This is a genomic window from bacterium, assembly GCA_024228115.1.
GTDB lineage: Bacteria > Myxococcota_A > UBA9160 > UBA9160 > UBA6930.
In genome coordinates this window covers 39,470-64,025 of record JAAETT010000353.1, presented here as the reverse complement: position 1 = coordinate 64,025, position 24,556 = coordinate 39,470, and the positions used below count along the sequence as shown (strand labels likewise).

The following is a 24,556-nucleotide window of genomic DNA, read 5'->3' as shown; positions in this document are numbered from 1 at the left end:
CCGAAGCACACTCCGCATTCGCGCCACGGAATGGGCATCGACCACCCAAAACGAGATCCGTCAGCGTCAATCGCCGCGCGGCACGCTGAAACATTGGAAAGCCAGCTTCTCAGCCAACTTTCGTGCATAGTTCAGGTTAGCGGAGGGAGCGGAAGCAGGTTCGTATCTCGTCGATGAATGTTGCGGGTTGTTCGAAGGCGGCGAAGTGGCCTCCGCGTTCGGGCTCGCTCCAGTGGATGAGATTCGGGAAGCGTTTCTCGGCCCAGCGGCGTGAGCAGCGGAAGATCTCTTTCGGGAAGATCGTGCAGCCGACGGGAATGGAAACGGGATCCATACTGACCTGGGTGAAGCTCTCCCAGTAGAGGCGACCGGAGGATGCGGCCGTCGCCGGGAGCCAATAGAGCATCACATTGTCGAGCATCTCGTCCCGCGTGAGAGCGTTCTCCGGGTGGCCATCGCAATCCGTCCATGACCAGAACTTCTCGAGTATCCATGCGGCCTGGCCGGCGGGAGAATCCGTGAGTCCGTAGCCCAGGGTCTGAGGACGCGTGCTCTGCTGCTTCGAGTAGCCCGAGTCCTTGTCCTGGTAGTGCTGCATCCCGGCGAGCGCGCTCTTCTCCTGTTCGGTGAGCTCGGCCATGGTCTCCGGGTCCGGAGGCACGATTGGCATGTTCAGGTGGATGCCGCGGCAGTTCTCCGGATCCTGCAGGCCGATCGCCGTCGTGACCATCGCGCCCCAGTCGCCGCCCTGGGCGACATAGCTCGGGTAGCCAAGCTTCGGCATCAGTTTGGCCCAGGCTGCTGCAATTTTCGGAACGCCCCAGCCCGGCCCGGTCGGCTTGTCCGAAAAGCCAAAGCCCGGGAGCGAGGGGCAGACGACATGGAAAGCGTCGGCGGCATCCCCGCCATGCGCGGTCGGATTCGTCAGCGGCTCGATGATCTTCTGGAACTCTACGATCGAACCAGGCCATCCATGGGTGATCACGAGCGGAAGCGCGTTCTCATGAGGTGAGCGCACATGAACGAAATGGATGCCCAGACCGTCGATCCCGGTCTTGAATTGCTCGAAGCGGTTCAGTCGCGCCTCGCGGGCACGCCAGTCGTATTTTTCCGCCCAGTACGTGCAGACTTCCTGGGTGTAGGCCAGAGGGATGCCCTGGGACCAATCATCGGGAGTCTCGGCCTCGGGCCAACGCGTGTTCTGGAGGCGACGGCGGAGATCCTCGAGTTCTTCGTCACTGGCGGAAATTTGGAAGGGCTGGATGTCGGACATGGCGGGTTCCTCCGGGCGGGAGCATGCCTCGCCCGGAGGGGGTCCTGCTAGCCCTGGATCGTGACGCAGATGGCTCGGATCGAAGCGGCCGATTGACCTCTGAGGCGCGACTTCCTGCTGTGATAGCCTCGGCCAATCCAGAAGGCAGAGGAGCGTCTGATGCATGATCTCGTGATTCGCGGCGGCACCGTGGTAGACGGAACGGGCGCCAAGGCGCGCCAGGCCGACGTGGCGATCCAAGGCGATCGCATCGTCGCGGTCGGCAGCGACGTCGGCCCGGCCAAGCGCGAGATCGATGCCAAGGGCTTGCTCGTCACACCAGGCTGGGTCGACATCCATACCCACTACGACGGCCAGGTGACCTGGGATCCCTATCTCACGCCCTCCGGCTGGAATGGCGTGACGACCCTCGTGATGGGGAATTGTGGCGTCGGGTTCGCACCGGTCCGCCCGGGCCAACAGGATTTCCTGATTCAGTTGATGGAGGGAGTCGAAGACATTCCGGGCACCGCGCTGGCCGAAGGGATCGACTGGGCGTGGGAGAGCTTTCCCGAGTACCTGGACGCTGTGGAGAAGATTCCCCGCGCAATCGACGTGGCGACCCAGGTTCCCCATGGCGCCGTGCGGGCCTATGTCATGGGTGAGCGCGGCGCGAAGAACGAGAAAGCGACCCCAGGGGAGATCTCTGAGATGGCGGCGATCGTGAAGGAGGGCCTCGAGGCCGGAGCTCTCGGCTTCTCGACCTCGCGCACGCTCTTGCATCGGGCCAAGGACGGCGAGCTGGTACCTGGCACCACGGCCGAGGACGAAGAGGTGCTCGGCATCGGACGCATGTTAGGTGAAGTGGGGCACGGGGTGTTCGAGGTGGCGAGTGATCTCGCGCCCGAAGGCGACGAGCTGCGCTGGATGCGCAAGCTTGGCAAGGAGACGGGCCGCCCGGTGACCTTTGCGTGTCTGCAGAGCCCGGCCGATCCGGACCAGTGGAAACGACTCATGGCGGTGGTCGATGAGGATCGGGCCGAAGGCGGGCACCTGACACCCCAGGTGGCGCAACGGCCGGCGGGCATGCTGTTCGGCTTCGAGAGCACCTTTCAGCCCTTCATGCTGCGGAAGGCATTTGCGCCCTACGGCGCGCTGCCTCGAGAGGAGAGGCTTCAGAAGCTGGCAGAGCCGGCCGTGCGCGAAGCCATCCTGGCGGAACGGCCGAATCTGGCGGGCCTGCCCGGGGTTGCCGCCCTGGTCGCAGGCGCCTGGCACATGATGTTTCCCCTGGGCGACCCGCCGGAGTACGAGCCGGCACCGGACCAGAGCCTGGCGGCCATCGCAAACCGCAAAGGGTGCAGCCCCGACGAAGTGGCCTACGACCTCATGCTCGAGGGTGGCTTCGTCTACATGCCGCTGCTCGGTTACGCGAACGGCGATCTGGAGCCGATCCGGCAGATGATGCTCCACGAGAGTTCCGTATTCGGGCTCTCGGACGGCGGTGCCCATTGCGGTTTGATCTGTGATGCCAGCATGCCCAGCTTCCTTCTCACCCATTGGGTGCGCGACCGGGAGCGTGGTGAACGGATTCCGCTGGAGGTGGTGGTGGAACGGCAGACGCGTCGCACCGCCGCGTTCTACGGGATGGAAGATCGCGGAACTGTCGCGCCCGGCATGCGCGCAGACGTGAACCTGATCGACTTCGACGCCTTGCATCTGCACGCGCCGGAAATGGTCTACGACCTGCCCGCTGAGGGACGCCGCCTGATCCAGAAGGTCGACGGCTACCGTTACACCATCAAGAACGGGGAGATCATCTACGAGGACGGCGAGCCGACCGGAACATTGCCGGGCGGGCTCGTACGCGGGCCGCAGGCCGCGCCGACGGCCTGACGCTCAGGCCACTTCGGCGAGAGCAACGCCTTCCCGGCGCCCATCGGGGAGGGGAGGGAGTAGCGAGAGCAGGCTTCCGATGGAGTCGCGCTGGTCCGGCGAAATCGCTTCGAAGCGGAGCAGGGTTCCGCGGGTGCCGTCGTGTCGTGCCACGCGCGCAGCAAGTGCGATGGGTGGGCCGGCTCCGGGCACCGGGAACGAAATGCGAAGCTCGCTCCCGATTTCGGCCCAGTGGAGGAGATCCACCCTGAGGCCTTCGGAAGAGAGGTCACGGGCGACGAGCAGATGCGGTGTCCGATCGGAGAGGGCCGTCAGGCGTTCCGCGTATTGTCGCCGGTCGTCTCGGCGTTCCCCCATGCGTTCCGTTCCGCGGGGTGACGGCGCTTCTTCGGGGCTGGAGCTTTCGATCAAGCTTCGCAGCCACGGGCGGGTGCCACGGGGAATCGACGTGAAGGCCAGGCCCAACTCTGCATCCCGATGGACGACCCGCGCTACCAGGGCGGCGGGCCATCGGAGTTTCCTGCGGGTGGGCAAGAAGACGAGAACGCGAGCGCCCCGAGCCGGCGCGCGTCCTCGGTAGGAGATTCCCAGTGAAGCCGAGGACGCATTTCGCAACCGGCCACGGCGCAGGCCATTCCAACCCAGGAGCCACACGTCCGCGTCTACAGGCACGCGAGGCTCTCGGCGCCGCTCGGGGGCATGTTCCATGCACTCCCGATCGGCAGGATTGGGGGCGAGGTTGACCCGAAGCTCCCAGGTGCACTCGGTCTCGGGAGCCCGTGCTAGCGTCGCTCCAGCAAGGAGGAAACCATGCTCTTGGAAGAACTTCTCTCGAACGCCGCCATCAAGGCCTGGGCGCTTTCGTCCATCGTGGTCGCACTCAAGACGCTCGCTACAGGCGTACTCGTCAGCTCCATCCGCATCCGCAAGAACGTGTTCAGCTCGCCCGAGGACTACGAGCTGCAGAAGCTCCAGCCCCAGACCGCGACGGATGAGGAGGTCGAGCGCGCGCGTCGGGTTCATCTGAACGATCTGGAAGCGGGATTGCCCTTCGTGCTGGTGGGGTTCATCTACGCCCTGACCCAGCCGAGCACCCTCGGGTTGTGGATCTGCTTCGCGGGCTTCCCGATCGGCCGCATCCTGCATCTCGTCGCCTACATGAAGGGGCTCATGCCCCACCGCACGGCGGTCTGGGCGATCGGATTCATGGTCACGATCTGGATGGCTTTGAGCTCCGCCTACTCCATCCTCACGTAGCCGGCGCCGGGGAGCGGTGAGAGGATCGGAGGCCCAGGACTGATCGGCCGAGGCCGTGTTAGCTTCTGGCGATGAGCGATTCCCGACGCGAAGTCGATCCCTGGCGTTTTACCGGTTCCTTCCTCGAGAAGATCCTCTCCCGCGGGATTCCGGAGCAGCCGAACCACCCGCCGATCCCATGGACGCCGGTGACCCGGCCGCTTGCCGAATCGAAAGTCGCGCTTCTCTCGACGTCGGGCCTCTCGATGAAGGGCGACGAGCCGTTCGACATGGAATACGAGCGCCAGCATCCGACCCGGGGCGATTCGAGTTGGCGGCGGCTGCGATCCGACGCGACGGCCACAGAGATCGAGGCGAACCACCTGCACATCGATACGGGCTACGTCGAGCGTGATTTGAATGTGGCGCTACCGGTCGATCGGCTCCGCGAACTCGTAGACGAGGGCAGCGTGGGTGCGAGTGCCGAGAGCCACTATTCGATCATGGGCTTCCAGGGCAGCGATTCCAGCAATCTGGTCGAGAAGAGCGCGCCGGAGATTGCGGAGGCCATGCGCAGCGAGGAGGTCGACCTTGCGCTTCTCACGCCGGTCTGACCCGATTGTTGCCGGTCCGTGGGGCTGGTCGCACGAGAGATCGAGGCCCGGGGCATCCCGACCGTCACATTGAACATGTTGTGGCCGTTTCAGCGGGCCATCGGCATGCCCCGTGTCGCGGCGATCGAGCATCCGTTCGGGCGGCCCTTCGGTGATGTAGGCGATCGCGAGACCCAGGGGAAGGTTCTGCGCGCGGCTCTCGACCTCTTCGAGACGGCTCAGGAACCTGGCGTCGTGGAGCATCTGCCCTTCGTCTGGCACGAGGAGCCCAAGCAGACGAAATGGCATCCTGCCGAGCCTTCGCCCATCATCGCATTGATGAACAAGCGGCGTGACGCCAAAGCGTGACGGCCTAGCATCATGAAGCTGTTGGTGGCGAATCGAGGCGAAGTCGCCGTGCGCGTGCTTCGTGCTGCCGGAGACCTGGGAATCGCGACGGTTGCCACGGCTTCACAGGATGACGCGGCGAGCCTCCATCTGCGTCTGGCCGATGAAACGCACATGCTTTCGGGTGCCGGGCCCGCGGCCTATCTGGATGCCGAAGCCCTGGTCGCCGCGGCACAGGAGGCCGGCTGCGACGCACTCCACCCTGGCTATGGGTTGCTGAGCGAGAGTTTCGAGCTGGCGCAGGCCTGTGAAGAAGCGGGCATCACCTGGGTCGGCCCGCGGTCGGAGACCTTGCGGGCACTCGGAGACAAAACGACAGCGCGCGCGCTGGCCGAGCGTTGTGGCCTTCCCGTCCTGGCCGGAACCGGTGGAGCGACCCGCCTGGAGGAGGCTCAAGCCTTCCTGGCTTCGCTCGCTGAGGGTGAGAAGGTCATGATCAAGGCGCTCGCCGGCGGCGGCGGCCGGGGCATGCGGCCCGCGGAGAGCTCGGACGCGCTGGAGGCAGCCTGGGCGCGCTGCGCCTCAGAGGCCGGCGCGGCATTCGGCAACGATGCCCTCTACGTTGAACGGTTGGTACCGGCCGCCCGCCATATCGAGATCCAGATCATCGGGGATGGCCAGGGCGGCATCGCGCAACTCGGCGAACGCGAGTGCAGCCTGCAACGGCGGCACCAGAAGCTGATCGAGATCGCTCCGAGCCCGACGCTTTCGGAGGAACTGCGCGTCCAGCTTGCGGAGGCCGCCGTTCGCATGGCCCGGGAGGTCGGCTACCGCAGTCTCGGCACCTTCGAGTACCTTCTGGATGCGGAGGACGGTTCCGAGGGAAGCTGGGCGTTCATCGAAGCGAACGCCAGGCTGCAGGTGGAACACACGGTCACCGAAGAGGTGATCGGTGTGGATCTCGTGGCCGCCCAGCTTCGCATCGCCGGCGGCGCAACCCTGGGAGACTTGAGACTTCGACAGGAAGAGGTGCCTGCGCCCCGCGGTTTCGCGCTCCAGGCGCGGATCAATCTGGAAACGCTGGCGGAAGATGGCAGCGTGCGGCCGTCGGGTGGTGTCCTGGCGGTCTATGAGCCGCCCGCGGGCCCGGGCATCCGGGTGGATGGCTATGGCTACGCCGGCTACGCAACCAACCCACGCTTCGATTCGCTGCTTGCAAAGCTCGTTGCCCATTCGCCTTCGGGAGATTTCGAGGCGGTCGTTGCAAGAGCGCTTCGCGGGTTGGGCGAGTTCCGGATCGAAGGCACGCGAACCAATCTGCCGCTCCTCCGAAGCCTGTTGGCCCATCCGGACGTCCGTGCGAACCGTGTGACGACCGGTTTCGTCGAAGCCAAGATTCCGGAGCTGTTGGCGGCGATGCCTGCCGTCGTGTCTTCACAGCAAACGGCGGATGCAGGGCACGCGGGTATACGTCTCGAAAGCAACGACCCCCTGGCGGTGCTGGAGCACGGCAAGGGGGTGCCTGTCGCCGCGAGCCAAACGAGCGCCGGCCCCGCCCCGCCCTTGCCGCCGGCCGTTGGCCCCCCCGGAACCGAACCCGTCCCCGCGCCTCTCCAGGGCACGATCGTCAGCCTGGCGATCGGCGTCGGTGATGCGATCGCCCGCGACCAACCCCTGCTGGTGATGGAGGCGATGAAGATGGAGCACGTCATCGCGGCCGACCGCAGCGGGTTCGTACGGGCCGTGGCGGTAGCTCCGGGTGACACGGTCCTGGAGGGCCATCCGCTGCTGTTCCTCGAGGAAGCTGAAGTCGATCGCGAGGCCGGAGAGGAACAGGAAACCATCGATCTGGATCACGTGCGTCCGGATCTGGCTGAGATCCAGGAGCGCCACGCATTGGGCCTCGACCCGGCGCGTCCGGAGGCGGTGGCACGTCGACGCAAGACCGGCCAGCGAACCGCGCGAGAGAATGTGGAGGATCTCTGCGATCCGGGCTCCTTCATCGAGTACGGCGCGGTCGTCATCGCTGCGCAGCGTCGCCGGCGCAGCCTCGATGATCTGATTCGTCGCACCCCGGCAGACGGGCTGGTGGCGGGCATCGGTAGCGTGAACGGCGATCACTTCGGGGAGCAGGCCTCGCGCTGCGCGGCCCTCTCCTACGACTACACGGTGCTGGCCGGCACCCAGGGCCTGCAGAACCATCGCAAGAAGGACCGCATGTTCGAGCTGGCCGAGAACCTGCGGATCCCGCTGGTCTTCCTGACCGAAGGCGGCGGCGGCCGGCCCGGCGATACGGACGGCGTTGGCGTCGCGGGCCTCGATTGCATGGCCTTCCACTTCATTGCGCGGTTGTCGGGCCTCGTACCGCTGGTGGGCATCACATCAGGCCGTTGTTTTGCGGGCAACGCCGCGCTCCTGGGCTGCTGCGATGTCGTGATTGCGACCGAGGGCTCGAACATCGGCATGGGAGGCCCTGCAATGATCGAGGGCGGCGGCCTCGGTGTGTTCCGGCCCGAGGAAGTGGGCCCGATGTCCGACCATGTGCCGAGCGGCGTGGTCGACATCCCGGTCGCCGACGAAGCCGAGGCCGTGCAGGTGGCCAAGCAGTACCTCTCGTATTTCCAGGGCCCGCTGGCCGAATGGGAGTGTGTCGACCAGCGCCTGCTGCGTAGCGCCATTCCGGAGAACCGGCTGCGCATCTACGATGTGCGAAAGGTCATCGAGAGCGTGGCCGACACGGGTTCGGTGCTCGAGCTTCGCCGGGGCTTCGGCGCCGGGATGGTCACGGCGCTTGCGCGCATGGAAGGTCGCCCGCTCGGCATCATTGCCAACAATCCGACCCACCTGGCAGGTGCCATCGATAGCGACGGCGCCGACAAGGCCGCGCGCTTCATGCAGCTCTGTGACGGATTCGATCTGCCGATCCTGTTCTTATGCGATACGCCCGGCATCATGGTGGGGCCCGAGGCAGAGAAGACGGCCCTGGTTCGCCATGCGAGCCGCATGTTCGTGACGGCTGCCAGCGTGAGCGTGCCCTTCTTCACGATCGTCCTGCGCAAGGGCTATGGCCTGGGCGCCCAGGCGATGGCAGGTGGCAGCTTCAAGGCCGGTGTCTTCACCGTGGCCTGGCCGACGGGCGAGTTCGGAGGGATGGGCCTCGAAGGCGCTGTGAAGCTCGGCTTTCGCAAGGAGCTGGCCGCCGAAGAGGATCCGGAAAAACGCCGAGCGCTCTACGACGAAATGGTCGCCCGCATGTACCAGCACGGGAAAGCCCTCAATACCGCATCGACCTTCGAGATCGACGATGTCATCGACCCGGCTGAATCCCGAACCTGGGTGCTGCGCGCCCTCCGCTCGGCTCCGCCGCCCGTGCCCCGAACGGGCAAGAAACGCCCCTGCATCGATACCTGGTAGCCACTCGATCAACCCCGTCCCTGCTGTGGATTGGGTGCGAAAGCGGCCCCGGGGGGCATCCTGACGCATTGTGCGTTCGAGTGAGGGACGCGCTCTATAATTATTTGAAATTGCTACGAAAAATCGTGAGTTGACTTTTGACGCATTGCGTCTATCACTAGAGTCATGCTCAGTCAGCTGTCCCTCAAAGACCGGATCATCGCGCTTCTCGTTGGCGCCACGGTGCTCGGCTCCGCCTCTTCTGCGGTGTCGATCTGGACGCTGGACAAGGTCGCACGGCGCAGCCAGGCAGCCGCGATGTTGGAGCTCGAGGTCTCCGAGACCCTGGGTCAGGTGGCGGCCGGTCATCTCCAGCAGACCGCTGCGCTGGAGCGGGCCCTCTGGGAGCAGCGTCCCGAAGCCGGAAGGTCCCCGGGCGAGCGTCGCTTCGAGGCGCGAGCGGCGGCGATCTGGGACGGCCTCCAGGAGGTGAGTGTGCTGCTCTCTTCCGCACCGCAGGAGGGGGAGGCGGCGGAGCTGCTCCCACCGGTCGCGCAGCTGGACGCGGCTCACAACCTCTACGCGGAACGGGCGCGGGAGGTGTTTTCCGCTCTCTCCGCAGGTGATCGCGACGCGGCCAGGGCCCGGGCTTCGGCGGCGGAAGCCGCGAGCGCGGGTTTCCAGGCGGCGCTCGAGGAGGTGTTGGCCCAGGGCTCGGCGCGTGCGCGGGCCGAGCTGACACGCCTCGCCGAGGAGGAGAGTCGCGCGATCCTTCTCGTCGGCATGCTCGCCACCGGTGGAATCCTGGCCACCATCCTCGTTCTCTTCCGCGCCATGCATCTCGTCTCGCGTGTTCAATCTCTCACGGGCCTGCTGCCGATCTGTGCCCAGTGCAAGAGCATCCGCGACGACCAGGGCTACTGGAACCAGCTCGAGCTCTTCGTCGAAAAGAACTCGGAAGCCCAGTTCACCCATGGGCTCTGCGAACCCTGCGTCGACAAGCTCAAGACCGAGACGAAGAAGGCGGCCTGACGAGCCGCTGGATCAGTACTTCTCCGCCAGCCCGATGAAGGACCCATCGTTGGCGCGGACCACATCGTCGCGGCTCACCGGGGGGTTGAGCGGCGCTTTGGTCTGTCCATCCTTGCCCATGCTGTAGAGGTCGAAGGATGTGTTGATCGGCACAAGGAACTTGTCCTTGCGCGCCTGCCCGATATTCACGCCCGGCCCGGGCGGCCGGATGATCTTGAGGAATTGGTAGGGGTTTCCCCAGGGATCCAGTGGAGCGCCAATTCCCGCCGCGGCCAGCGAGTCGGGCGTTTCACCGTCGGTGACCTCCTGTGTTCGGATCTCACTCTGGAAACCGCGAATGTCCATGATCGCCTCGGTGACCCGCACCCGATCGATATATACCGTGTACTGCTGGCTACTGATGGCCGCAAGAATGCCGATGATCGCCACGACGATGACGATCTCGAGGAGCGTGAAACCTCCGCCATTGTCCCTGCGGGTGCGACTCATCACGCTCATCAGGTCCGTTCGCGCCGCCAATATCCTGGTACGTTAGGCAACGCAAGGGTTGGTACGATTCCGTCTCGGAAGTCGAGCTCCACAGTCGAGGCGATGGCTCCCTCGTCGTCCAGGATTTCGACTTCGTAGCGGACGTAACCGGGACGGCCGGAAGCCAGCCTCTTCACCTGCCGGACGGCGCTGATCGTGCCCAGCAGCCCACCCGTGCCAAGCGTGATGGTCGTCGGGCCCAGTTCGATGTATCGATCAGAATGGCTGGACTCCGCGGTCGTCCAATGCCCCTGCAATGCTTCCGGCACCACCGGAGGGGGCTCCTGGCTCTTCCGGAACGCGCCCACGGACGCCGTCAGGGCCACGGCGACCAGCAGGACGACCGCCCAGAGCTTCGCTTTCTCATCGGTCTTTGCTCGGATTCCACGTCTCGACACACCCTCGTCATCGGCAGAACGCCAGCCCCGATTTACCAGCGACGCGGGTTTCCCGGGGGCAGCGTGGGGCTAAGCGGTTGTAGACCGCACGCCGATGGAGGCTCCGTGAGTTCTCCTTCCCGAGATGCGAAATCTCCCCTCCAGACGGGTGGCCGCCAGTTGGCCAGCCAGTTCCTGCTGCTCTTCATCGCCGGAACCCTCATTCCGCTCGGGATCGTTTCAGTCATGGTTCTCCAGGCCGTCACGAACCAGCTCGAGGATCAGAGCGAGCAACGGCTGCGCCAGGCGAGCCGTGCGACAGGAATGGCAGTGCTGGGGCGGCTGACGGCCCTGGAAACGGAGCTACGGGTCATCGCCGATGGATCGCCTCCCGATCTCGCCTCGATCAACGGGCGCTTCCTCGCGATCGGCCTGTTCCGACGCGATGGCAGTGTTCGGTGGATTCGAGGAGACGTCGCCGGCTCTGGTGCTGCACTCGAAACGCTTGCCGGGCTCGCCCCAGACCGAGCAGGCCTTGTCACCAACGAGGCTGGCATCTTCCTGGCTGTCCGGGCAGGGGAGGGAACTCTCCCCTTCGTGGGTGCGGTGCAGCCGGACCATCTCCTCCATGCCGCGCGCAACACCTTGCCTCCCGATGGGCAGTTCTGTCTGGCAGCGCCCGGCGCGCGATTGATCGGTTGTTCCGAGAGTCTGACGTTGCCGGCGCTGGCCTCCTACGATTCGACTTCCGGGCCTGTCGAAGTCGCCAACGGCGGCGAAGACCTGCGCGGTCAATACTGGTCTCTCTTCCTCAACGCGCAATTCGCCAGCGAGCCCTGGTTGGTCGTTCTCCTGGAGCCGGTGGCAGCGATCCACGCTCCCCTCGCCGAGTTCCGCGCCCTCTTTGCGCTAGCAGTCGGGCTTGCCTTTCTGCTCGTGCTGCTCGTGAACCTCCAGCAGATCCGCCGACGTCTGGCGCCCCTTCATGCGCTCGTGGTCGGCACGCGCGAGGTCGCCGCCGGCAACTTCTCGGCTCGGGCGTCCACTTCCGGAAACAACGAATTCGGGGAGTTGGCGCATTCCTTCAACTTCATGGCCGGGGCCCTGGATCAACACTTCAAGGCCCAGGAGGAAACCCTGGAATTCGACCGCCATCTGATCGCAGCGGCCGATGAGGCATCCATCGCGGGTCATCTGGCGGAGCACCTGATGGCGCTTACCTCGGCCGTGGATGGATTTGTCGGGATCGATCGCGAAGGCGCGGAATCCCTGGCTCTAGCCAGCGTGGGGAACGACGGGAACCTGGAGACGAGCGAGTTGTACGGGGCCACGGAATGGCGTGCCTTCCTGGCCGAGCACCCGGAAGCCGAGATGCTCCCCGAGTCCACTCGCTTCCCTGGGATCGACCGCAACCCTGCGGCTCAGGTGTTCGCGTGGTTGCCGCTCTTTGCGAACCAACAGCCGGCCGGGTTCGCGCTGCTGCGTTTCGAACGGGACCCAGGCGGATTGTCGGCGCTCGCTTCGGCGCAGCAGATCGTTGCCCGCGCATCGGTGGCCCTCGGGAATCTGCGTACGATCGAGAGCAACCGGTTTCTGACCTACTACGATGCGCTGACGGGTCTGCCCAATCGCGCGCTCTTCAAGGAGCGTCTCCGCCAGGCGTTGAGCCGGTCGGAAGAGGGGTCGATCCCGCTCGCGGTCTTCATTACCGGCCTCGACGACGTCCAGAACATCAACGAGACCCTGGGGCACAGCACGGGAGATCAGCTGCTTCAGGTCGCGGCGACCCGGCTTGCGGAAGAGTTCGGTGAGGGTTGCGTTGCACGCATCGCTGGAAACGAATTCGGGATCATCGTCGAGGAATTCAGCGGAAAGGCCGCCGCCGTGAATCGGGCCGAGGCCTGGACCAGGCGGCTGGATGTGCCCGTCGAGATCGACGGCCGATCGCTGCAACTCTCGGCAAGCACCGGGGTTGCAGTCGCTCCAGACGATGCGAGGACCGTGGAAGCCCTGATCAGTGGAAGCGATGCCGCCTTGAATGCGGCAAGGCAGACTGGCGGTGGCGCCATTCATCTCTTCACTTCGGAGATGAACGAACGAGCGCGAGAACGTATGGAATTGATCGAGGCGCTTCGGGAAGCGATCGACCAGCAGGAGTTCCGTGTCTTCTACCAGCCTGTCATCGACGTGGAGACCCGGAGCATCTCGAGTGCCGAGGCTCTCGTGCGCTGGCAGCGGCCTGGGCACGGCCTCGTCGGGCCAGAGGCCTTCATCGGCGTTGCAGAGGAGAATGGGCTCGAGGTTGGAATCGGCGCCTGGGTGATGGCTCAGGCCTGCCGTGACATCGCAGCCTGGAAGTCCCAGCAGCTGGATGCGCCGCGAATCGCCGTCAACTTGAGCGCGCGCCAGGTCCAGGATCCGGGGCTCAGGGCCCAGGTGCTGAGCGCGCTTGGCCCGGTGTCATTGCATCCCGAATGTCTGAGCTTCGAACTCACCGAACGGTCGCTGATGGACGGGGACGTCACGGAGAATCTCGACCGGCTTCGTCGTCTCGGCATCCGGCTGGCCGTCGACGATTTCGGAACTGGTTACTCGAGCCTGGGCTACCTCCAGCGGTTCCCGCTCGACGTCTTGAAGATCGACATGTCCTTCATTCGAGGGCTGCCCGATAACGAGCAGGCGGCCACCATTACCCGAGCCTGCATCGCCATGGCACACGGGCTGGGGATGGAGGTGATTGCCGAGGGAGTCGAGACCGAGGCACAGTTCAGCTTCTTGCGGGAGTTCGGTTGCGACTATGCGCAGGGATATCTGTTCAGTGACCCGGTTCCGGAGGACGCATTCGTGAAGCTCCTGAAGCAGGACGATTTCTAGCGGCTCGTCGCCACGTGGCTTCCCGTGATGGACGAGGCAGGTGCGAGACGGTGCCTCAGCCGACCAGCCAGTCCGACGCCGCGCCCAACACGACCAGGAGCCCCATGGCCGCGCTCCAGGCGAACGATTCGTGCTCGGTGCGGAGCTTGAGATTGTGTCCGACGAAGATCAGTGCCGCGACCGAAGCGAAGATCCACGTATGAAGGGCCAGCCGTGCGAGGATGCCGGTTTCGGTGCTTCCTGATTCCCAATGGACCGCAACGGTGGTCAGAAGCAAGACCAACGCCAGCCCGGCGACGCGAGTTCCGGTTCGGCCTAGCGTTCGTGAAAGGTTCCGGAGCCAGAGGATTGGCAGGGCCGGCGTTTCCGAAGCGGGCGGGTTCTCCAAATGCTTTGCTTCCTCGAGCCGCGCGAGAGAGGCTTCGGGGGAGAGCGCAGCGCTGTCCTCGCCATCCGGCAGGAACGGGCCGAGACGCCGTCGGCCGAGTTCCAGGGCCGCCGTCTTCATGAACTCCTCGTTGTTCCCCTGCACCTGGTCGACCGCTCCCACATAGCCGTAGGGAAGGGTGGGCGCTTCTTCCCAGACCCGCAGCTTCTGGTACGGCCGGATCGGATGGGCGTGGTGATCCGCATGGCGGGAGAGCCCGACCAGGCCGTAGTAGGTGAACCAGCCGTGGGTGTCCCAGGAATCGATCGGCTCTACGCGCTTGCCCTGGCGTTGCAAGCCCCAATGCTCGAAGTAGTTCACGGCCTCGAGGAGACGCACGGCCATGAACGCCTGAGCGAGGAATGCCAGGAATGCGGCGACTCCAAAGAATCCGAGAATCGCGAACGCGAGTGTCCATTCGAAGATCACACCCTGCAGGACACGATTGCCGAACTGGCGTCGGTCGAAGAGCTTCATCTGCTCATCGCCGAGTCGCTTCTTTTCGATGTTCCAGGCGCTTCGGAACTGGGCCGGAACCGTGCGCCGGAAGAAAGGCTCGTAGCGCTCGCCGAATCGCGCGGTGGCCGGATCGTCCGCGGTTCCGACGCGGACGTGATGGCCGCGCAGATGCTCGGTGAAGAAATGTTCGCAGAGAACGACGGATAGGAGCAGCCGGCCTAGCAACCGATCGGTCTTGCCCTGGCGATGGATCAGCTCGTGGGCGGTGATGATCGCGAAGCCGGAGCTGCCGCCGACGACGAGAAAGGCCATGACCATGTCTACGGAGAACACGCCCTGTTGCCCCGCGAAGAGAACGACGAGCCCACCGACGATCCAGAGCTGGAGCCCAACCAGGATGTAGACGAGTGCATCGAAGGGCCAGGCGGGAAGGCCCTGGGCCGGCTGCCGGCGTTCGACCCGGGCGGTGCAATCCGCGTGATGGGCCCAGACCATCGGCAGCATGAAGAGGATCGCGACCCACCACGGATGCGGCCCGGTGAGTACGAAGACCAGACTGAGCCCCGGGATATAGAGAGCCGTCAGATGCTTGATCCAGATGCCGAGTACTTCGGAGGGTCGGAGGGCAGGGGCTTCGAGCGGTGCGGTCGAGGCGGACATGGGGACTCCGTTGGGGGCGGCGCATTCATTCTATCGCCCGCCAAGTCCCGGGAAAACCTGCAGGAATCCGGCTGCAGGTCCGCTACGGCGGGCGGCCGGGATCATGTTCGGTCGGAAGGCGAAACGCTAGAGAAGCGCGACCTCATCGCCCACGCTGACATCTCCGGGCTCCTCAACAGTCGCATAGGCGCCCAGGTTGCCGCCCGTCTCCTTGACGAGTGCCCGCATGATCCCCGGATCCTTTGGCAGGTCCGAGAAGCCATGGGTCGTCATGACGCAGCGCGGGCATTCCATCTCGATTTGCACGATGGCGCCGCCGATGCGCAGCCTCCGGCCGGCCCAAGCGAGTTCGGGAAAGGGCTCATCCTCCTCGGCATCGACGACCAGGTTCGGGCGGAAGCGGCGCACGTCGAAGTTGGATTCGGGGTGGGCCTTCTGCATCGAGGCGAGTGAGTTCGTCGTCATCAGCACGAGCGGGAAGGCATCGAAATAGGTACCGGGGGGCGATTCGTATTGCAGGAGCTCAGGCGGGAACTTCCCCAGCTCCGGCAATGGCTCGTGGGGGAGGCGACCAAAGATCGCGCGCAGTTCCTTCTCGAGATCCGGGTCATCCGGCGCGGCACGACGGTAGTGATCCAGGGCTTCCGCGGGGACGAGGGGCCACAACGTCACCTCCCGGCCCACGCTCGCTCCCAGGCGGGATGCGGCGTCGCCTGCATCCGCCCGGAAGGATTCGCCACTGGGAAGGCAGATCTCCGGCGCCGGGATCTGGCCATCCTTCGGTTCCTCCAGGAACTTCGCCGCGCAATCCATCAGGGCCGGGATCTTCTTGGCGCCCTGGATCCCGCCGCGTTGCTCGTCGCGCACGGCCCAGGAGCGGTCGCCCGGAATTCCGGCGGCTCCGAGATAGACCGACGCGCGGTCTTCTCCGCCCAGGCTCTTGACCGGATGACGATGGAGGGATCTGATGCGTCCGAGATTCATGGCAGGGAGCCTAGCTCGACGCGACGGATCCTGGTCAGCTGCCGCCGCGCGTTCGCCGGATTCCAAGTGGGCCGCCGCTTCCGGCCAGGGCCAGGCCAATCATTCCCGTTGCCAGCAGCACGCCCGTTGCGGCCTCGGGCACGGCGGCGACCATGGCCACGTTGTCGACGAGGAACCAATCGTGCTGTGTCGCATTCATGAGCTGGACACGAGCGATCGGCGTCGCGGAGCTGGCACCCGCATAGCCGCGACGGTTGAAACCGGTCAGGCCCTGGCCCGGCTGGTTCGCGATCGTGAACGAGTCGATCAGGTTGTCCATCGCATCGAACAGGTTCATCGTGAGATCGATATCGAGCGCGGTGATGTCGAAGCCAAAGGCTGTCACGGGCGCGGCAAACACGAGCTCGAGGTCATCGGCTGCACCGCCGGAGCGTGTTTCGAGGGCGATTCCTGTGGTGCCGAATTGGACGGCCCAGTCGTCATCGAAGCGCAACGTGTTGGCGTTGCTCAGCATCGTGAGTGCGCCGACGGACGCGCTCATGAAATCGGTGCCATCTGCTTCCCCGTCGAAATCGATCACCGTCGCACCCGAAAGGGCAGCATCGAGAGAGCTGGTGATGATCGTGGCGGCCGTGGCGTGAGAGGCGGCCAGGAGAAACGCCGAAGCAAGAAAGACGCGGAGCATCGGAACATCCTTTCCGGTCCGCGTCCGGCCGGATCTGGGGAGACGTCTGTCGCCTCCTGTTCGATCCGCTCCCGCGGTAACACGAAAGGTGTTGTGGTTATGCAGATCTCTTCGGTTGAAGGATGGGTGGAATTGACCCCAAAGCGATCCATTTCCGGGAATTCTCAGGCGGTTGCGCAACACATGTGCAGGCCGTGTGCAGGTCGGCCGCCGAAGCTGGAGTGGCTGGCCGCGCGTCCGCTGCAGCCGCCCGGCGTCTAGAGCTCGAGCCGCCTCAACACCTTGTCCGCGAGTAGCTCCAACGCGGTCTCGTGATCGGCCTCCAGGCCGTCGAAGCGGATCGCCATGCCGTGCGGCAAATCGACTCGCGAAAGATTGCCCGCAACGTTGGTCATGACGACCTCGCTCGAGATGCGACGGGGAAGCCCAGGGATGCCGAATTCGAGTTCGAGGCGGGTCTTGCGGAGGGCCGGCGCCTCACAGACGAGGAAAGCGCCATGCGAAGAGAAGGTGTAGAGCCGAGCCGGCCGCCGCCTTCTTCGAATGCGCAGCGAGACCTCATGGCTGGAGGGTGCCCTTCGTCCACCCCGTTCTCGGCGGGCTGGAATCTCCCCCGCGATGCCACGGTTCAACTGGAAGCGGAGCGTGTGAGCATCGATCGGATCGAACAAGGCCAGGTCGATTCCCGAACGGGCGAGCCGTTCGCGATCATGCTTTGGCGTCCTGCGCGGAAGGCTCACGAGGACGGCCAGGGCCTCCCGCGGCGAAGCCAGGCGCAACGCGGAGAGGGTCGCCTTCAGGTTGGCGACAGGCAGGTCCGGAGGCACCACGAGTGCATGCACCGAGAAGCGGGGATCCGCCAGGACGGGGATGGCTTCCTCGGGAGTCTTGACTCGAACGGTGCGGAAGCCAAGCCTGCTGATCCGCGCCGCAAGGATCGCGAGTGAATCGTGGCCCACATCCAAAAGGAGCACGGTCCGCTGAGTGCGCTTCTGCATCTCATCCCTCCCTTCCAACACAACGGGTGAGCAGCAGCCACTTTGCATGACCTCCATCACAAGCGGAGTTGTGCTGGTTTTTCGAGCTCTTGGCACCGTCGTTGCGGGTGTTCGATACTCCCCGGATGCAGTCGTTGGCGACGGACCTCTGGGTGGACCAGCAGCCGCTCCGCTTCGTGGGGGTCGAGATCGGCACTCGTATGACGGTGATCCGGCTGCCTACGGGTCGTCTGTGGATTCACTCGCCTATCGAAGCGACGCCCGAACGCCTCGAGGCCGTTCGGGCCCTGGGCGAACCCGCCGCGTTGATCGCGCCGACGCGCTTCCACCATCTGTTCATCGGCGATTGGCGGGATGCATTTCCCGCTGCTTCCCTCCATCTCGCGCCTGGGCTCGAGAGCAAGCGGCCCGATCTGATGCCCGCCGAGGTGCTCGGAGACGACTCACCCAAAGCCTGGGCAGGAAACGTCGAACAGGTGGCCGTCAAGGGCTTCCCCCTCGCAAACGAGGTCGTCTTCTACCACCCGGCAACGGCCACGCTCGTGGCTACGGATCTCGCGTTCAATCTTTCGCAGAGCTTCTCCGCCCCCACCCGGTTTGCGATGCGCCTGGCCGGCGTGAAGAGTCGGCTCTCTCCGACGCTGCTCGAGCGCTTCGGCATCCGGGATCGCACCGCCTTCCGCTCGTCCCTCGACCGGATTCTCGAGTGGCCTTTCGAACGCGTGATCGTGGCCCATGGGGATGTCGTGGAGGCCGGGGGGAAGGAGGCCCTGGCGGAGGGCTACGCCTTCCTTCGCTAGGAGGCTTCCCTGCCGAGAGGCCTCCCTCGGCCATCCATTTCGGGGTCGAGTTATGGCACGGTTTCTGCCATCTTCTCGGCATGGCCCGTTCTGCTCCTGGTACCGTTCCTTCGTCTGAGGCCACCAGTTCCGATGGCCGGGCCCGTCGCTCGGAGCGCAGCCGCCAGGCGATCGTGCAGGCCTTGATGGCGCTGATCGGTGAGGGCAGCCCCCGGCCCACGGCCCAGCAGGTGGCTGAACGAGCCGGCGTCGGCATCCGTACCGTGTTCCGCCATTTCTCGGATATGGAGACCCTCTACGCAGAGATGGACGCGCGGCTGCGGGCCGAGCTTCGTCCGCTGCTGAGAGGGGGCCAACCCGAGGGCGGGCTCGAGGCGCGAATCGCGGCGCTGGTTACGCGGCGGGCAGATCTCTTCGAGCGTTTTTCGCCCTATCACCGCTCGGCGGCCCTGCATCGATGGCGTTCCGACTATCTGCGGGGACGCCACGCGACCTACGTTCGCGAGTTGCGCACGAATCTCTTGCGCTGGCTCCCGGAGTTCGAGCAAGGGGATGCCGAGCTGATCGACGCCGCCGAGTTGGCGACTTCGTCCGAGGCCTGGGACCGCCTGCGATCCGAGCAACGCCTCAGCCGAAACCGCGCGTCTGCCGTCATCGAAAAGGCGCTTCGCCGGCTGCTCGCCTAGCCGGGGCCTGTACTCGGCCTGGCGACTCCCGTCTACGCAAGAGACGCGAACCGAGCTACCAGGGTCCGAAGCCCGGGCCGGGCATCATCCGTTTCTGCAAGCGACCTACCAGGCCTGGCGTGATTCGTTCTTCGAAATCGTCGGCCTCGACGGTCAGACGCAGGAGGCCCGGCTCGTGGTCGATGGCGACCAGGCGAGCATCTTGCGGGAGTGGGGGTAGGGGAAGGTAGGTTCGGAAGAGCGGGGCGAGGGCGCCGGGAATGCCGAGGATGGAGGCGCGTCGAGGCTTCAACACGAACCAGCCCCCGACGATGTCGAGCCTGGCTTCGAGTTCGCCGACCGGGAAGCCAGCGATCCTTGTCTTTGCGATGAGGGAGGTTTCTTCCAGCAGTAGACGAAACGGGAGCTGGAGGCGGCCCATCCATTTGTCGATTTCGGCTTGCCCGACTGCCAGCTCGACGCGAGGGGCTTCGATGGCCAGACGGGCCGGCACACCGGGCTGAAAGGTCACCTTGTCGGCGTCCAGCACCACCTCTTCGAAGGGCACCCATGCGGTCGCGAGCCCGCCCAGCTCGACTCGCGGCCGTTCGAAGGTCCCCAGGATGGTGTCCGCGATCGCGCCCTTCCAACTCAGCCGGACGGGCTGCCTGAGGTAGGTGCTCAGGACCTGGTCGATGGCATCTGAGCGCATCCGAGAAGGGTACGCCTGCCGGGGCATCTTGACAGCACGCAAGGGGTCGAGTGCAATCGGTCGCCTCGGAGGAAGAATGAGCAGAGAAAACGACGCCAACCCCTATGCCGATCGCAACGCGAATCTGAGCCCGCCCCGATCCGCCGGGGACGACAGCGTCGTCCTCATCGACGATCCGGCGCCTCATGTCCGGCGCATCACGATGAACCGTCCGGAGAAGCGCAATGCCCTCAATCACGCCTTGCGCGGCCAGGTGCTCGATGCCTTGCAGCAGGGAGATCAGGATGCAGATGTCCATGTGATGATCGTTCGGGGCGCCGGGCCGAGCTTTTCCGCGGGATACGACCTGGGAGGGGGGAATGAAGGCCAGGAGTATCCCTTCTTCACGGCAGCGGGCGAAGGCCAGTGGCCGCGCCATGTGACCGAAGGCTGGATGTCGATCTGGGATCTCTCGAAACCGGTGATCGCGGAAGTGCACGGCTATTGCCTGGCCGGCGGCAGCGAACTCGCGACCGGTTGCGATGTCGTCTACATGGCCGAGGACGCTCAGATGGGTTACCCGGCCGTGCGCTTCGGCGTGCCGGACATGCAATTCCACGCCTGGCTCGTCGGTATGCGCAAGGGCATGGAGATGATGCTGACCGGGGATTCGATCAACGGCATCGAGGCGGAGAAACGCGGCTGGGCCACCCGAGCTTTCCCGGCCGAAGAACTCGAAGCCAAGACCCTCGAGATGGCCGAGCGCATGGCCGCGTTGCCGCCGGATATCGTCCAGCTGAACAAACGAGCGGTCCATCGCCAGATGGATGCGATGGGTTTTCGGGCCGGCATTCGACAGGGCACGGAGCTCTGCACTCTTGCCACCCACCAGCCGAGCTTTCACGAGTTCATCAACAAGATCGGCCCCGGCCAGGGCAAGTTGACGGGTGCGCTCCAGGAGCGTGACGAGAAGTTCGGCGACTATCGCACCGGGGAGAAGTAGAAATGGAAATGCACTACGCGACGCTCTGGGAGGGCATTGCCGACCAGATCGGAGATCGGGAAGCGCTCGTATGCGGCCAGGATCGCCGCACCTGGAGCGAGTACGACGATCGTGCTTCGCGCGTCGCCTCCGCCTTCTCGGCGGCAGGGCTCGCGCCAGATTCGAAGGTCGGCCTGTACCTGTACAACGGAAACGAGTATCTCGAGACCCAGTTCGGCGCGTTCAAGGGCCGCCACGTCCCGATCAACATCAACTACCGCTATCTGGACGACGAGCTTCTCTATCTGCTCGAGAACTCGGACGCCGAAGCATTGGTCTTCCATACGAGCCTGGGCGAACGCGTGGCCCGCGTGAAAGACAAAGCACCCAAGGTGAAGCTCTGGGTGGAAGTCGATGATGGTGGAGAATCCATCGATGGGGCAATCGCCTACGAGACATTGATCGCGAGCCATGAGCCGGCGCCACGGATCACGCGATCCCCGGACGACGTCTACATGCTCTACACCGGCGGCACGACGGGCATGCCCAAGGGCGTGATGTACGACATCGGCGGAATGCTCCAGGGGTTCATCGGATACGCATTCATGTTCGGCGAGCACGGGATCCCCGAGGCGGATGCGATTCCTGCACTCACGAAGAAGATGTGGGAGGAGGGGGCCGGCGAGGTCGCAATCCCGGCGTGTCCGCTGATGCATGGCACGGGGATGTGGCTGGGCGCGTTGGTCCCTCATTGTGCGGGCGCCCGCGTGGTGATGCTGACCGAGCGCTCCTTCGATGCGCACGAGCTGTGGGCGACGGCGCAGCGTGAGCAGGCGGGGCAACTCGTGATCGTCGGTGACGCGTTCGCGAAACCCATGCTCCGGGCGCTCGCAGAGGCCAAGGACGAGGGCCAGCCCTACGATCCGACCAGTGTGAAGCGCATCGTCTCGTCCGGGGTGATGTGGACCTCCGAAGTGAAAGCGCAGTTGCTCGAGCACCACGGGTTCGTGTTGATCGACGCCATGGGCTCGAGTGAGGGAAGCATGGGCACCCAGATCACGACCCGCGGAAACATCGGGGAGACAGCGAGGTTCGCCATGAACCCCACCACCAAGGTCTTCGCCGAGGACGGCCGGGAGATCGCGCCGGGCTCCGGTGAGTCCGGCATGGTGGCTGCCGGTGGAAGCGTTCCGCTCGGCTACTACAAAGACGAAGCGAAGAGCCGCGCCACCTTCAGGACGATCGACGGTGTGCGTTACTCCTTCCCGGGCGATTGGGCGATCGTCGAGGCTGATGGCAGCCTGACGCTTCTCGGCCGTGGCTCGAACTGCATCAACACCGCAGGCGAAAAGGTCTACCCGGAAGAGGTGGAGGAAGCGGTCAAGCAGCATCCGGATGTGGTGGACTGCCTGGTCGTCGGGATCGAGGACGAGAAGTTCGGACAACGGGTTACCGGTGTCGCCTCCCTCCGCGCGGGTGCGAGCGCCGACGGCGAAGCCCTGCGCGAGTTCACGCGCGGGAATCTCGCGGCCTACAAAGTGCCGAAGCAGCTCTTCGTGGTCGATCAGGTGCGTCGCGCGCCGAACGGGAAAGCTGACTACCAATGGGCACGTCAGGCTGTGGAGGACGCGCTCGCCTGATCCCTGACGAGGGACGGGGCTCGCGCTCGCCGTCTACTGCCTGGCGTTCTGAGACGCGCTACCGTCCTGGCCTCGAATGGAGGAAACGCCATGAGTTCTTTTTGTGAAGATCGCGTCGTCATCGTCACTGGTGCGGGGCGAGGCATCGGCCGCGAATACGCCCTGATGCTGGCGGACCATGGGGCGAAAGTCATCGTCAACGATCTCGGTGGCGCCCGCGATGGCACGGGTTCGGATCTTGGCCCTGCTGACGAGGTCGTGAACGAGATCAAGGCGGCCGGCGGCGAAGCCGTGGCCAACGGCTCGGACGTCAGCGATTTCGGCCAGGCAAAGGAGATGATCCAGCAGGCCATCGATACCTACGGTCGGCTCGATGCATTGGTGAACAACGCAGGCATCCTGCGCGACCGCATGCTCGTGAACATGCAGGAGAGCGAGTGGGATGCGGTGATTCAGGTCCACCTGAAGGGCACCTTCGCTCCCGCACATCATGCTGCGGGATACTGGCGAGAGCAGAGCAAGGCCGGCAACCCGGTCGACGCCCGTCTCATCAACACGAGTTCCGTTTCCGGGATCTATGGCAATCCGGGCCAGACGAACTACGGCGCGGCCAAGGCCGGTATCGCAGCGTTCACGGTCATCGCTTCCCGCGAACTCAAGCGCTACGGGGTGACCGTGAATTGCATCGCGCCCGGCGCCCTCACCCGGCTCACCGAGGATCTACAGCCCGGCGAGATCACCGACGAAATGCGCGAAGCCCAGAGTCCCCGTTGGATCGCGCCGATTGTCACCTGGCTCGCGAGCACAGAATCTCGTGATGTCACCGGGCGCGTCTTCGAGGCTTCAGGCAGCGTGTTGGCCATCGCCGAGGGCTGGCACCGCGGCCCGACGGTCGCGCCGGTTTCCGACCCGACGACCCTGGGCCCGATCGTGCGCGACATGGTGAAGCAGGCCCGCATGAACGCAGGCATGGGCGGCCAGGATCTCGACGGCGGCCTCGAATAAGTCAACAGCGGGGACGGGGTTTACAATTGACTTGTTGAGAGGGGGCTTTGCCCCCTCTCAACAAGTCAATTGTAAACCCCGTCCCCGCTGTTGACTTCCGGAGCGACCGCTTGTTCGAGGGCGGTGGTTGCATTGGTGAGTGCCTGGTCGATCTCGCGCTCCCAGGCATTGGCGTCGGACAGGTTGGCTGCGTCTGGGAAGAGGATCCCGCGGGACGAACTGACGACGCCACCTTCGAGCACTCCGTCCGGGCCCGGCGAGAATGCGGTTACCGCCTCAGCCGGCCCCGCACCCTGGGCGCCGAAGCCCGGGACGAGAAACAGATTCGACGGCATGCGCTCTCTCGCCTGGCGAGCCTCCTCGGGAAAGGTCGCTCCGACCACGGCTCCTACACCGGACCAACCCGTGGCGGGCCCGGCGAGGCGCTGGGCCGCGGACGCGAGTTGGGCCGCGACATGTGCGTGAATCGGTTGACCCTGGGCTTCGCGATCCTGTAGGTCACCAGAGCCCGGGTTGCTCGTCTTGACCAGCACGAACAGACCAGCGCCGCTCTTTTCGGCAGCCATGAGAAACGGCTCGAGAGCGTCACCTCCCAGATAGGGGTTCACGGTGAGAGCATCCGCACGAAGCGGAGCGTCCTCGCTGAGGTAGGCGCTTGCGTAACCTTCAGCCGTCGAGCCGATATCGCCGCGCTTGGCATCGAGGATGACCAACAAATCGCGCTCGCGGGCCGCGCCCATCACCTGATCCAGCACCTCGATGCCTCGCCAACCGAGAGCCTCGAAGAATGCGCTCTGAGGCTTGATGCACGCGACCCGCCCTGCAACGCGGTCGAGCAGGGCCAGGCAGAAATCCGCCACCGCTGCCGCGGTTTCCCGGTCGCCTGGTGCCATCGACCCGCGCCGGAAGAGCGGCGGCAGCAGGGCCAGGTGCGGATCGAAACCCACACATAGAGGATGGCCAAGCGCGCGCGTCCGGTGGATGAGGCGATCGGCGAAGGGTTCGGCCATGCGAGAGAGGAAGATAGCGAA

The 24,556-nt window shown here is 65.1% G+C and carries 22 protein-coding genes; 12 read left to right on the top strand and 10 right to left on the bottom strand.

Annotated features, from left to right (window positions below):
* Positions 1-136: 136 nt before the first annotated feature.
* Positions 137-1,273, bottom strand: coding sequence for an epoxide hydrolase 1 (locus GY937_15695; protein MCP5058149.1), 1,137 nt, complete (start codon positions 1,271-1,273; stop codon positions 137-139).
* Positions 1,274-1,432: 159 nt separating this feature from the next.
* On the opposite strand from GY937_15695, the gene GY937_15690 reads away from it, so the two are divergent.
* Positions 1,433-3,148 (top strand): amidohydrolase family protein, encoded by a 1,716-nt coding sequence (locus tag GY937_15690; GenBank protein ID MCP5058148.1) that lies wholly within the window; start codon positions 1,433-1,435, stop codon positions 3,146-3,148.
* Positions 3,149-3,151: 3 nt separating this feature from the next.
* Here the strand turns inward: GY937_15690 and GY937_15685 are convergent, their stop codons facing one another.
* Positions 3,152-3,856, bottom strand: coding sequence for a PilZ domain-containing protein (locus GY937_15685; GenBank protein ID MCP5058147.1), 705 nt, complete (start codon positions 3,854-3,856; stop codon positions 3,152-3,154).
* Positions 3,857-3,958: 102 nt separating this feature from the next.
* On the opposite strand from GY937_15685, the gene GY937_15680 reads away from it, so the two are divergent.
* The 5 genes from GY937_15680 to GY937_15660 all read left to right on the top strand — a co-directional run bounded on the left by GY937_15680 (position 3,959) and on the right by GY937_15660 (position 9,750).
* Positions 3,959-4,405, top strand: coding sequence for an MAPEG family protein (locus GY937_15680; protein ID MCP5058146.1), 447 nt, complete (start codon positions 3,959-3,961; stop codon positions 4,403-4,405).
* Between the two features lie 71 nt (positions 4,406-4,476).
* Positions 4,477-4,998 (top strand): hypothetical protein, encoded by a 522-nt coding sequence (locus GY937_15675; protein MCP5058145.1) that lies wholly within the window; start codon positions 4,477-4,479, stop codon positions 4,996-4,998.
* 18 nt (positions 4,999-5,016) lie between these two features.
* The gene (locus GY937_15670; protein MCP5058144.1) at positions 5,017-5,346 is read left to right on the top strand and encodes a hypothetical protein; all 330 of its coding nucleotides are present in this window, start codon (positions 5,017-5,019) and stop codon (positions 5,344-5,346) included.
* A 12-nt stretch (positions 5,347-5,358) separates the two neighbouring features.
* Positions 5,359-8,739, top strand: coding sequence for a carbamoyl-phosphate synthase large subunit (locus GY937_15665; protein MCP5058143.1), 3,381 nt, complete (start codon positions 5,359-5,361; stop codon positions 8,737-8,739).
* 165 nt (positions 8,740-8,904) lie between these two features.
* The gene (locus GY937_15660; GenBank protein ID MCP5058142.1) at positions 8,905-9,750 is read left to right on the top strand and encodes a hypothetical protein; all 846 of its coding nucleotides are present in this window, start codon (positions 8,905-8,907) and stop codon (positions 9,748-9,750) included.
* A gap of 12 nt (positions 9,751-9,762) precedes the next feature.
* Here GY937_15660 and GY937_15655 read toward each other — a convergent pair whose 3' ends face one another.
* Both GY937_15655 and GY937_15650 read right to left on the bottom strand, forming a co-directional pair.
* Complete coding sequence (locus tag GY937_15655) at positions 9,763-10,248, bottom strand: prepilin-type N-terminal cleavage/methylation domain-containing protein (protein ID MCP5058141.1); 486 nt, start codon at positions 10,246-10,248, stop codon at positions 9,763-9,765.
* Complete coding sequence (locus tag GY937_15650) at positions 10,248-10,676, bottom strand: hypothetical protein (GenBank protein ID MCP5058140.1); 429 nt, start codon at positions 10,674-10,676, stop codon at positions 10,248-10,250. The genes GY937_15655 and GY937_15650 overlap by 1 nt, the downstream gene beginning before the upstream one ends.
* Before the next feature lie 105 nt (positions 10,677-10,781).
* Between GY937_15650 and GY937_15645 the strand changes: the two genes are divergently transcribed.
* Positions 10,782-13,529: an EAL domain-containing protein gene (locus GY937_15645; GenBank protein ID MCP5058139.1), complete on the top strand. Its 2,748-nt coding sequence runs from the start codon at positions 10,782-10,784 to the stop codon at positions 13,527-13,529.
* 55 nt (positions 13,530-13,584) lie between these two features.
* On the opposite strand, the gene GY937_15640 is transcribed toward GY937_15645, so the two are convergent.
* The 4 genes from GY937_15640 to GY937_15625 all read right to left on the bottom strand — a co-directional run bounded on the left by GY937_15640 (position 13,585) and on the right by GY937_15625 (position 17,742).
* Positions 13,585-15,075, bottom strand: coding sequence for a hypothetical protein (locus GY937_15640; protein ID MCP5058138.1), 1,491 nt, complete (start codon positions 15,073-15,075; stop codon positions 13,585-13,587).
* 126 nt (positions 15,076-15,201) lie between these two features.
* On the bottom strand, positions 15,202-16,059 hold the full coding sequence (locus tag GY937_15635) for an MOSC domain-containing protein (GenBank protein ID MCP5058137.1): 858 nt from the start codon (positions 16,057-16,059) through the stop codon (positions 15,202-15,204).
* 34 nt (positions 16,060-16,093) lie between these two features.
* Positions 16,094-16,744 carry a hypothetical protein gene (locus GY937_15630; GenBank protein MCP5058136.1) on the bottom strand — a complete coding sequence of 217 codons (651 nt, stop codon included), beginning with the start codon at positions 16,742-16,744 and terminating at the stop codon, positions 16,094-16,096.
* A 257-nt stretch (positions 16,745-17,001) separates the two neighbouring features.
* A complete protein-coding gene (locus GY937_15625) occupies positions 17,002-17,742 on the bottom strand; it encodes a hypothetical protein (GenBank protein ID MCP5058135.1) in 741 nt (246 codons plus the stop codon).
* 125 nt (positions 17,743-17,867) lie between these two features.
* Between GY937_15625 and GY937_15620 the strand changes: the two genes are divergently transcribed.
* Together GY937_15620 and GY937_15615 are read left to right on the top strand one after the other, a co-directional pair.
* Complete coding sequence (locus GY937_15620; protein MCP5058134.1) at positions 17,868-18,542, top strand: DUF4336 domain-containing protein; 675 nt, start codon at positions 17,868-17,870, stop codon at positions 18,540-18,542.
* Between the two features lie 80 nt (positions 18,543-18,622).
* Positions 18,623-19,228: a TetR/AcrR family transcriptional regulator gene (locus GY937_15615; GenBank protein ID MCP5058133.1), complete on the top strand. Its 606-nt coding sequence runs from the start codon at positions 18,623-18,625 to the stop codon at positions 19,226-19,228.
* A 55-nt stretch (positions 19,229-19,283) separates the two neighbouring features.
* On the opposite strand, the gene GY937_15610 is transcribed toward GY937_15615, so the two are convergent.
* A complete protein-coding gene (locus GY937_15610; GenBank protein MCP5058132.1) occupies positions 19,284-19,919 on the bottom strand; it encodes a hypothetical protein in 636 nt (211 codons plus the stop codon).
* Between the two features lie 76 nt (positions 19,920-19,995).
* Here GY937_15610 and GY937_15605 point away from each other — a divergent pair, with 76 nt between their 5' ends.
* The 3 genes from GY937_15605 to GY937_15595 all read left to right on the top strand — a co-directional run bounded on the left by GY937_15605 (position 19,996) and on the right by GY937_15595 (position 23,525).
* The gene (locus GY937_15605; GenBank protein MCP5058131.1) at positions 19,996-20,901 is read left to right on the top strand and encodes an enoyl-CoA hydratase; all 906 of its coding nucleotides are present in this window, start codon (positions 19,996-19,998) and stop codon (positions 20,899-20,901) included.
* 2 nt (positions 20,902-20,903) lie between these two features.
* Complete coding sequence (locus GY937_15600; protein MCP5058130.1) at positions 20,904-22,520, top strand: AMP-binding protein; 1,617 nt, start codon at positions 20,904-20,906, stop codon at positions 22,518-22,520.
* A 90-nt stretch (positions 22,521-22,610) separates the two neighbouring features.
* Positions 22,611-23,525, top strand: a complete 915-nt coding sequence (locus GY937_15595; GenBank protein ID MCP5058129.1) for an SDR family NAD(P)-dependent oxidoreductase — start codon at positions 22,611-22,613, stop codon at positions 23,523-23,525.
* A 65-nt stretch (positions 23,526-23,590) separates the two neighbouring features.
* Here GY937_15595 and pyrF read toward each other — a convergent pair whose 3' ends face one another.
* Positions 23,591-24,535, bottom strand: coding sequence for an orotidine-5'-phosphate decarboxylase (pyrF, locus tag GY937_15590; protein ID MCP5058128.1), 945 nt, complete (start codon positions 24,533-24,535; stop codon positions 23,591-23,593).
* Between the last annotated feature and the right edge of the window lie 21 nt (positions 24,536-24,556).